Here is a 9965-nt window from a genome sequence, read left to right as displayed (position 1 = left end):
CATAATGTGGCGGCCGATGCGCCGATCACGGACGGAAGCATCACCCCGGTGCGGGACATCAACCGGTGGCCAAAGCAATCCGCAACGCCCTCATTCGCCAAAACATCAGCGATACAAATCCTGCTGGCCAATCAAACGGGTTGGCCAATGGCTTTGCTTTGAAATTCTCACTTGACCACAACCGCCCTGTTACGGAAGCGGCAGGTTTCCATCCTGCAGGTCGCCGGTTCGAACCCGGTCCGCCGCTCCAATATACCTCGTCTGGCGCTTTTGGCCTCGCTGCCAAGCCGATCTTCAGTGAACCATATCGCATCGGCCCGTACTGGTTGCCAACTATCAGGCATGTAAGGGTGGACAATTGGGGGGATAGGAATGCGTAGTTTTATATTTTTTCTTTAATAATCAAATATTTAAATAAATTACGTGGTGCCCGCGGCCGGACTCGAACCGGCACGGCCTTCCGGCCTAGGGATTTTAAGTCCCCTGTGTCTACCATTCCACCACGCGGGCCTCTGCCAGAGGTTCGTGCAGCATAGGGGCCATGGCAGCCGGGGAAAAGTCAGATATCCTCGCCCGGCAGCCTGTCCAGCAGGGCGCGCTCGGCCAGGAAGGGATGCAATTCGACTGCCCGGCGCAGCCAGGGGATGGCCTCGGCGGGACGGTCCAGCTCGATAAGCGCCAGTGCCATCCCCGAAAGGGCGCCGATGTGGCGGTTGTTCAGCTCCAGGGCACGCTCGAGGTCGGCGCGGGCCTCTTCGTAGCGGCGCGCGACGAAGTAGGAAAACGCGCGCTGGTTGTAACCCTCGGCGTAATCGGGGCAATAGTCCACCAGCCGCGACAACACCGCGATGGAGCCAAGGAAGTCATAGCTTTCGCGGCGGGCCATGCCTTCGTCCAGCATGGTTTGAGCGCGCTCGTCCGGCGCATCAAGCCAAAGCCCCCACAGCGTGGCGTTGTGCTCGCGAGCCTCCATCTCGTTGCTGCTGCCCTGCAATTGCGCGATGGCTTCGTCGAAGGCTGCGGTATGGTCCGGCGGAGCCGGGCAGTCAGCCAGGGCGGGGCCCGAGATCAGAGCGAGGGGCAGCAGGAATCTCATCACCGAAAAGGTGGCGCGCCCTGGCGCAAGGTCAAGTCAGGCCTGCGCGACGGCTGTCACGCCCTCTTCCTTCACCGCCTGCATGGCCACGTAAGTCGAGGTATTCGCGACATGCGGCAGGGTCGAGATACTGTCGGCCAGAACCATCCGGTAGGCCCCCATGGAAGAGGTGCGTACCTTCAGCAGGTAGTCGAAGGCCCCCGCGATCAGGTGACATTGCTCGATCTCGGGCACCTGCGTGACGGAGTCGTTGAAGGCCGCGAGCGCCGCCTCGCGGGTGTCGGAAAGCTTGACTTCGACAAAGGCGACGTGGTCCCGTCCAAGACGGATCGGGTCGAACAGCGCCCGGTAGCCACGCACGACACCGGTTTCCTCCAGCCGTTTCAGCCGCGCCTGGGTCGGCGACTTGGACAGTCCGATGCGGCGGGCCAGTTCTGTCACGCTGATGCGGCCATCCACCGCGATGACATCGAGAATCTTGCGGTCGAAGGCATCCAATTCGTAAGGTCGATTGGTCATTTTTATCCCCTAAGTTTGGTCCATTCGACCTCATTTTAAAATTATAGAGGCCGAATTGACTTGATGCAACGGTATATCCTGGAACAAATGGATTCGGGGACCTCGCCATGACCAACATGACCACACCGGCCGACCTGCGCCGGGCCATCGATGCGCATTACCTGGCCGACGAAGCCGCCCTCGTGGGTAATCTCGTGGCCCGTGCCGACCTGGACCCCGCCGCGCGCGCCGCCATCCGCGATGGCGCGGCCGATCTGGTGCGGCGGATTCGCGGCGCCGCCTCGCCGGGGCTGATGGAGGTCTTCCTGGCCGAATACGGGTTGTCCACCGAAGAAGGGATCGCGCTGATGTGCCTGGCCGAGGCGTTGCTGCGCGTGCCCGATGCCGAGACCATCGACGCCCTGATCGAGGACAAGATCGCCCCCAGCGATTGGGGCAAGCACCTGGGGCATTCCGCGTCTTCCCTGGTCAATGCCTCGACCTGGGGGCTGATGCTGACGGGGAAGGTGCTGGCCGACCGCAAACCGGGTCCCGCCGGCCATCTTCGGGGTGCGATCAAGCGATTGGGCGAGCCGGTGATCCGCTCTGCCGTGGGCCGCGCGATGCGCGAGATGGGGCGCCAGTTCGTGCTGGGTGAGGATATCCAGGCCGCCATGAAACGCGCCGCAGGAATGGAGAAGATCGGCTTCACCTATTCCTACGACATGCTGGGAGAGGCAGCGCGCACGGATGCCGACGCGCGCCACTACCACCTGTCCTATTCCCGCGCCATCAGCGCCATCGCCGGGGCGTGTACATCGCATGACGTCACGCAGAACCCCGGGATCTCGGTCAAGCTGTCAGCGCTGCACGCCCGTTACGAAGAGGCCCAGCGCGACCGCGTGATGGACGAACTGGTGCCGCGGCTGCGGTCCCTCGCCCTGCTGGCGAAATCCGCCGGGCAGGGTTTCAACATCGACGCGGAAGAGGCCGACCGACTGTCGCTCTCGCTTGACGTGATCGAGGCCGTGGCCACCGACCCGGCGCTGGCGGGCTGGGACGGCTTCGGCGTGGTCGTGCAGGCCTACGGGCAACGCGCGGGATATGTCCTGGACTGGCTGCACGACCTTGGCCATCGCACCGGCCAGCGCTTCATGGTGCGCCTGGTCAAGGGCGCCTACTGGGACGCCGAGATCAAGCGCGGCCAGGTCATGGGGCTGGACGGCTTTCCGGTCTTTACCTCGAAACCCGCCACGGATGTCAGCTACATCGCCAATGCTAGAAAGATGCTGGGCATGACGGACGTGATCTATCCGCAATTCGCCACCCACAATGCCCACACGGTTCACGCGGTCCTGCACATGGCCGACCGGATGGGCGTGGCCAAGGAGGCCTTCGAGTTCCAGCGCCTGCACGGCATGGGCGAGGAGTTGCACAAGATCGTCATGGCCGACCATGGCACCCGCTGCCGCATCTACGCCCCCGTCGGTGCGCACGCGGACCTGTTGGCCTATCTCGTTCGCCGCCTGCTTGAAAACGGTGCCAATTCAAGCTTCGTCAACCAGATCGTGGACGAGGACGTGCCCGCCGAAGAGGTCGCCGCGGACCCCTTCGACGACCTGGAAAAACGCTACCCCCTGGCCACCGGCCCGGCGCTCTTTGCCCCCGACCGGGCCAACTCCAAGGGCTGGGACCTGACTTATCGTCCGGCGCTGGCCGAGATCGACGCCGGCCGCGACCCGTTCCGCGAGGCGCAATGGCAAGCCGTGCCGCTTTTGGCGTCATCTTGGCAATCAGAGGCGAAGTCCGCCCCGCGCCGCATCATAAACCCCGCCCTGCCGGGTGATACCGTGGGCACTGTCGGCGACGCCACCCCGGAGGCGGTTGAGGCCGCGCTGGAGACCGCACAGACCTGGGATGCCAGCCCCGCGACCCGGGCCGAAACCCTGCGCGGCATCGCCGCCGCCTACGAGGCCAACGCCGAGGAGCTGTTTGCCGTGTTGCACCGGGAGGCGGGCAAGACCCTGCTCGACGCCGTGGGCGAGGTGCGCGAAGCGGTGGATTTCCTGCATTACTACGCCATGCAGATCGAAAACGCCGAGGCCCCTTCTCCACGCGGCCGCTGGGTCTGCATCAGCCCATGGAACTTCCCGCTGGCCATTTTCACCGGCCAGATCGCGGCCGCCCTGGCCGCGGGCAACGCGGTGTTGGCGAAACCCGCGGAACAGACCTGTCTTGTCGCTCACCACGCAGCGCAGCTGATGCACGAGGCGGGCGTGCCGACCGGTGCCCTGCAACTGCTGCCAGGAGCGGGCGACGTGGGCGCGGCCCTGACCTCGGACAGCCGCATCAACGGCGTGGCCTTCACGGGTTCAACCGAGACCGCCCGGCTAATCCGCCGCGCCATGGCCGAGAACGCCGCCCCCGGCACGCCGTTGATCGCGGAGACCGGCGGGCTGAACGCCATGGTCGTGGACAGCACCGCCCTGCCCGAACATGCCATCCGGGACATTCTGCAAAGCGCCTTCCAGTCGGCGGGCCAGCGCTGTTCCGCGCTGCGCTGCCTCTACGTGCAGAACGACGTGAAGGACAAGGTTGTGAGCATGCTAAGGGGCGCGATGGACGAATTGCGCATGGGCGACCCGTGGCACCTGTCCGTCGACGTGGGGCCCGTGATCGACGACGAAGCGCGCCAGACTATCGTTCATCACATCGACAAGGCCCGCGGCGAAGGCCGGTTGCTGCACGAACTGGCCGCGCCCGGGGACGGCACCTTCGTCGCCCCCACCCTGATCGAGATCGATGGCATCGAGGCGCTGGAGCGCGAGATCTTTGGCCCGGTCCTGCATGTCGCAGGCTTCGATGCCGAGCATCTGCCCCAGATCCTGGACCGGATCAACGCCACCGGCTACGGTCTGACTTTCGGCCTGCACACCCGCATCGATGACCGCGTCCAGGAAATCGTCGAGGCCATGCGCGTGGGCAACATCTACGTCAACCGCAACCAGATCGGCGCCGTGGTGGGCAGCCAGCCCTTCGGCGGCGAGGGGCTGTCGGGCACCGGCCCCAAGGCCGGTGGGCCGCACTACCTGCCGCGTTTCCTGATGCCGGCCGCCGGGGAGTATTCGGACGAATGGGCCAGAGCCGCCGACCTTGGCAATCTGCGCAAGGCGCTGGAAGGGGCGGCGGCAAGCGAACCGGGCACGCCTGTGGACCTGCCCGGCCCAACCGGCGAATCCAACCGGCTTTCGGAGATCCCACGCGGCCCGCTGCTATGCCTCGGCCCCGGGGCCGACACGGCGAGGGCACAGGCCGAGGCGGTCAGTGCGCTTGGCGGCCAGCCGGTGAAGGCGGACGGGTCCGTCCCGCCCGAGGCCTTGCGCGATCTGCCCGCCGAGGCGGCGATCTGGTGGGGAGATACGGATACTGGCCGCGCCTACGAGGTCGCCCTGGCCGACCGAGACGGCCCCATCATCCCGCTGGTAACGGCCCGACCGGACGCCGCCCATGTCCTGCATGAACGCCATGTCTGCATTGACACGACGGCGGCCGGCGGCAACGCGGCGCTACTCGCCGCCGTCGCCCAGAAGGATTAGCACATCTTCCGGCGGGCGTCCGATACGGGCGCCTGCCGGGGAAATGGCGATGGGCCGCTCGATCAGGATGGGATTGGCCGCCATCGCCGAGAGCAGCATTGCATCGTCCGCATCGGCAAGGCCCAATTCCTTGAACAGTCTCTCACCGCGCCGCATCATGTCCATTGGCGGTACGTCCAATGCCCGGCGGACCTCTTCAATCTCGACCTCGGTCGGCGGATCCTTCAGGTAAAGCCGCAGGATCGGCTCCACGCCGTTGTCGCGCAACAATTCCAGCGCCTGCCGCGATTTCGAACAACGCGGATTGTGCCACAGGATCATGTCCAGTCTCGTTTTCCGGTTCCCACGGCATCGGCCACGGTTTCAAAGCCGTCCCGAACCAGCAAGGCATCCAGCCCGCGCGCGATCCGGCCCGCCAGCGAGATGCCGCCATAAACCAGCGCGGTGTAAAGCTGCACCGCAGAGGCGCCCGCGCGGATCTTCGCATAGGCCTGTTCGGCCGATCCGACCCCCCCCACACCGATCAAGGGTAGCTCCGTCAGGGTCGCCAGCCGTGCCAGCATCCGGGTTGATGTTTCGAACAGGGGCTGGCCGGACAGGCCGCCGCTCTCGCCGCGATGAACCGACCGCAGCCCGTCGCGGCCCGTGGTCGTGTTGGTGGCGATGATGGCCGCGACACCGGCGGCGCCCGCGACCTCGGCCACGTCCTCGAGCTCGCGGTTCGTCAAGTCCGGGGCGATCTTCAGGAAGATCGGCACGCCGCTTTCGTTCACGGCCGTCACGCCTTCCAGCAAGCCAGCCAGCGCCGCCTTTCCCTGCAGGTCGCGCAGCTTCTCGGTATTGGGACTCGAGACATTGACCGTGGCAAAATCGACATGCGGGCCGCAACGGCGCAGCACAGTGGCGAAATCCTCTGCCCGGTCGGCGCTGTCCCTGTTGGCGCCGAGGTTCAGCCCCACGATGGCCCCGGCGGTGCGACACGCAAGGCGACGCGCGATCGCTTCCATCCCCTCATTATTGAAACCAAGGCGGTTGATCGCGGCGGCATCCTCGGACAGGCGGAACAACCGGGGGCGCGGGTTGCCCGGTTGTGGGCGCGGGGTGGCTGCCCCGACCTCGCAAAAGCCGAAGCCGGTTTTCGCCAAGGCCTCCAGTGCAACCGCGTTCTTGTCAAACCCGGCGGCCAGTCCCACCGGATTGGGCAGGTCCAACCCGGCAATCCGCGTCCCGAGCCGGGCGGATGTCACCGGGCCGCCTTTGGGCCCGAACCCCATGTTCAGCGCCTTCAGCGCAAGGTCATGCCCGGTCTCGGGGTCCATCGCGCGCAGTGCGCGCAACCCGACCTGTTCCATCACGCTCACGACACCGGCACCTGCGGCAGGCCGTCCCTGATCGGGATCGGCCTGGCCCAAAGAACCTCGGCGTGCAGAAGCGGACGATTGTAGATATGCGGGAACTCGGCCCCGCCGCGCGACACCTCCCAGCGCAGGTCCTTGCCGAAGGTCTCGGCCTCCAGTGCGGCCAGTATCAGCCCGGTCTGCCCGGCGAAGTGCTTTTCGGCGGTTTCCTGAGCCTGGACAGCGGTCGAGGCATGGATATAGCCGTCGGCCAGGTCGATGGGGGCGCCGTCGAAGCGCCCCGTCTGCTCCAGCGTGGTCCATTGGTCGGCGGTCAGAATCTTGTAAATCAGCATGGCGCTGGTTTGGCCCGTGCCCGCGGCCCCGTCAAGCGGGCCGACTGTCACGCAGCCCGGCTGCGCCGCGTTTCGACATCGGCTTTGACTCCCGCCCGGCTTGCGCGCAAGCTGTCGTCGTTCCAACACCTGAGGGGTAGACCCATGACCTTCCGCCTGCTTTCCACAACCGCCCTGCTGGCCGTGACCGGCAGCATGGCCGCGGCCGAGTATTCGCTGACCATCCTGCACACCAACGACATGCACAGCCGCATCGAGTCGATCAACGCCTTCGATTCCACCTGCGGCGCCGAGGACGAGGCCGCCGGCGAGTGCTTCGGTGGCATCGCCCGCGTTTCGACCATGGTCGACCAGAAGCGCGAGGAACTGGCCGACCAGAATGTGGTCCTTCTGGACGCCGGCGACCCGTTCCAGGGGTCGCTGTTCTACACCACCTTCAAGGGCGCGGCCGAGGCCGAGTTCATGGAGGATATCGGCTATGACGTCATGGCCGTGGGCAACCACGAGTTCGACGACGGCCCGCCCAAGCTTGCCGAATTCATCGACATGGTCAGCTTCCCGGTGATCTCGGGCAACCTGGACCTGTCCTCCTCGGAATTGCTCGGGGACCGCGTGCAGAACCACGTCGTGCTCGAAGTGGGCGGCCAGCAGATCGGCATCATCTCGGCCTTGGCCACCGATACCGACGAGACGTCCAGCCCCGGCCCGAACGTCACCTTCCAGGACGAGATCGACAGCCTGGCCGCCGACGCCCAGACCCTGACCGACCAGGGCGTCGACATCATCATAGCGCTCAACCACGTCGGGCTGCCGCTTGATCGGCGCATCGCGGCCGCCGTGCCTCAGATCGACGTGATCATCGGCGGCCACAGCCACACGCTGATGACCAACGGCGACGCCGACACCCCGGCCTATCCCGAGATGATCGAGGGCACCCCGGTCGCGCAGGCCTATGCCTATACCAAGTACCTGGGCGAGCTGAGCCTCACCTTCGATGACGAGGGCAACGTAATCGAGGCCACGGGCGATCCGATCCTGCTGGATGCATCGGTCACGCCGGACCCCGAGATGTCCGCGCGCATCGCGGAGATGGGCGCCCCAATCGAAGAGATGAAGACCCAGGTCGTTGCCGAAGCCGAGACCCCGATCATCGGCTCGCGCGAGGTCTGCCGCACCATGGAGTGCCCCATGGGCAACCTCGTGGCCGACGCCATGCTCGATCGTGTTGCCGACCAGGGCATCGAGATCGCCATCCAGAACGGCGGCGGGCTGCGCGCCTCGATCGGCCAGGGCGAAGTCACCATGGGGGATGTCCTGACCGTTCTGCCTTTCCAGAACACGCTTTCGACCTTCGAGGTCAGCGGCGAGACCATCGTCGCCGCGCTTGAAAACGGCGTCGGCCAGGTCGAGGACGGCGCAGGACGCTTCCCGCAGATCGCGGGCATGTCGTACACCGTTGATCTGGGCGCCGAGCCGGGCAGCCGGATTTCCGAGGTCATGGTCGGTGGCGAGCCGATCGACATGGGCGCGACCTACGGCGTGGTCTCCAATAACTACGTCCGCAATGGCGGCGACGGCTATTCCATGTTCGTGGGCGCCGAGAACGCCTATGACTTCGGCCCGGACCTGGCCGATGTCACGGCCGAGTACATGGCCGAGAACAGCCCCTACGAGCCCTTCACGGATGGCCGCATCACCGTCATCAGCAATTGACGCGAGACAGCTAGCAGTACCCCGGCCCCCGTCGCGCCAGTGACGGGGGCTTTTTCATGCCTCCACCGCGGCCTCGAGCCCGCGATACCGCAGGCCGAGGGTCACGGCGCGGGCGACGAAGCTGGTCAGCATCGCCATCCATAGCCCGTGATTGCCGAAGGTCGGGATGAGCATCGCCGCCGCCAGCGCATATATCGCCACCGACAAGGCCATCATGTTGCGCATTTCGCGGGTGCGGGTCGCACCGATGAAGACACCGTCAAGCATGAAGGGCGCCGCCCCCAGGACCGGCGCCAGCACCATGTAGGGCAGGTAGATGCGCGCCATGTCGCGCACCGGTTCCGCCGTGGTCATCACGTCGATGATCGTGCCGCCGAATGTTGCGAAGGCCCCCGCCAGCAGCGCGCCCGACACGAAAGCCCAGACCGAACAGAGCAGCGCCGCCCGCCGCAAGGCTGCCCGGCGGCGCGCGCCCATGGCCTGCCCCACCAGCGTTTCGGCGGCAAAGGCAAACCCGTCCAGCGCGAAGGCGGTGATGGCCATGAACTGATACAGGATCTGGTTGGCTGCCAGCGGGACGTCTCCGAACCCCGCGCCAAGCAGCAGAAAGGACACGAAGATGCACTGCAACAGAAGGGACCGGATCAGGATGTCGGTATTCACCTGCGCGAAATGGCGCAGACGCGCGGAGTCCAGCACACGCGCCCAGTCGCGCCAGGCGGGGCTGGCGAAGGCGCCACGACAGAACCAAAGCCCCAGTGCCAGGCCGGACCATTCCGCGATGAAGGTCGCGATTGCAACGCCATCGACCCCCCAGCCCAGTTGCAGGACGAACACCAGGTCCAGGACAATGTTCAAGCCGTTCATGACGACCTGAAGCACCAACACCGCGCGGGTGCGTTCGGCCGCGATCAGCCAGCCGGTGATGACAAGGGTCGAGATCAGCGCCGGGGCCGACCAGACACGGATCGCAAGATAGCCCCGCGCCAGCCCCTCGACCTCGGCGCTGGCAGGAGACAGCATCAGCCCCAACGAAAAGATCGGCCATTGCAGCGCGATGACTCCAAGCCCCCCAAGCATCGCGATGGCCAACCCGCGGGTCAGGATCGCTGCGCCCTCGGCTGTGTCGCCGCGCCCCAGCGCCTGGGCTGCGAAGCCGGTCGTCCCCATCCGCAGGAAACCGAAGACCCAGTAGATCGCGGTCAGGATCGTTGCCCCGATCCCCACGGCGCCGATGGGCGCAGCCGCCCCCATCTGCCCCACCACGCCGGTGTCCACCGCGCCCAGGATCGGAACGGTGGCATTGGACAGCACGATGGGCACGGCGATATTCAGCACCCTGCGGTGTGTCAGCGTCTCTTCCATGGCG

General features: G+C 66.0%; 8 protein-coding genes and 1 tRNA gene. 2 read left to right on the top strand and 7 right to left on the bottom strand.

The genetic code is table 11. The features are described 5' to 3' along the window. Window positions 1-424: 424 nt before the first annotated feature. The 3 genes from VJ897_RS13630 to VJ897_RS13620 all read right to left on the bottom strand — a co-directional run bounded on the left by VJ897_RS13630 (window position 425) and on the right by VJ897_RS13620 (window position 1615). Window positions 425-510: transfer RNA gene (locus VJ897_RS13630), tRNA-Leu, on the bottom strand. 49 nt (window positions 511-559) lie between these two features. Further along, the gene (locus tag VJ897_RS13625) at window positions 560-1096 is read right to left on the bottom strand and encodes a tetratricopeptide repeat protein (protein WP_324056243.1); all 537 of its coding nucleotides are present in this window, start codon (window positions 1094-1096) and stop codon (window positions 560-562) included. A 36-nt stretch (window positions 1097-1132) separates the two neighbouring features. Beyond that, on the bottom strand, window positions 1133-1615 hold the full coding sequence (locus VJ897_RS13620) for an Lrp/AsnC family transcriptional regulator (RefSeq protein WP_324056242.1): 483 nt from the start codon (window positions 1613-1615) through the stop codon (window positions 1133-1135). Between the two features lie 116 nt (window positions 1616-1731). Here VJ897_RS13620 and putA point away from each other — a divergent pair, with 116 nt between their 5' ends. Next, on the top strand, window positions 1732-5190 hold the full coding sequence (gene putA / locus VJ897_RS13615; RefSeq protein WP_324056244.1) for a bifunctional proline dehydrogenase/L-glutamate gamma-semialdehyde dehydrogenase PutA: 3459 nt from the start codon (window positions 1732-1734) through the stop codon (window positions 5188-5190). Here the strand turns inward: putA and arsC are convergent. Genes arsC through VJ897_RS13600 form a run of 3 tightly spaced genes read right to left on the bottom strand, consistent with a single transcriptional unit; the run spans window position 5161 to window position 6883 of the window. Further along, the gene (gene arsC, locus VJ897_RS13610) at window positions 5161-5511 is read right to left on the bottom strand and encodes an arsenate reductase (glutaredoxin) (protein ID WP_324056241.1); all 351 of its coding nucleotides are present in this window, start codon (window positions 5509-5511) and stop codon (window positions 5161-5163) included. The two genes, putA and arsC, sit on opposite strands and share 30 nt — an antisense overlap. Next, window positions 5508-6542: a quinone-dependent dihydroorotate dehydrogenase gene (locus tag VJ897_RS13605; protein WP_414706758.1), complete on the bottom strand. Its 1035-nt coding sequence runs from the start codon at window positions 6540-6542 to the stop codon at window positions 5508-5510. Before VJ897_RS13605 ends, arsC begins: the two co-directional genes overlap by 4 nt. A gap of 5 nt (window positions 6543-6547) precedes the next feature. After that, a complete protein-coding gene (locus VJ897_RS13600; RefSeq protein WP_324056239.1) occupies window positions 6548-6883 on the bottom strand; it encodes a DUF952 domain-containing protein in 336 nt (111 codons plus the stop codon). 144 nt (window positions 6884-7027) lie between these two features. Between VJ897_RS13600 and VJ897_RS13595 the strand changes: the two genes are divergently transcribed. Further along, a complete protein-coding gene (locus tag VJ897_RS13595; protein WP_324056238.1) occupies window positions 7028-8596 on the top strand; it encodes a bifunctional metallophosphatase/5'-nucleotidase in 1569 nt (522 codons plus the stop codon). A gap of 54 nt (window positions 8597-8650) precedes the next feature. On the opposite strand, the gene VJ897_RS13590 is transcribed toward VJ897_RS13595, so the two are convergent. Further along, complete coding sequence (locus tag VJ897_RS13590) at window positions 8651-9961, bottom strand: MATE family efflux transporter (RefSeq protein WP_324056237.1); 1311 nt, start codon at window positions 9959-9961, stop codon at window positions 8651-8653. Window positions 9962-9965 lie beyond the last annotated feature (4 nt).

It is taken from the genome of Salibaculum sp. (genome assembly GCF_035270045.1).
Classification (GTDB): domain Bacteria; phylum Pseudomonadota; class Alphaproteobacteria; order Rhodobacterales; family Rhodobacteraceae; genus Salibaculum.
This window is presented reverse-complemented; position numbering and strand designations above follow the sequence as displayed.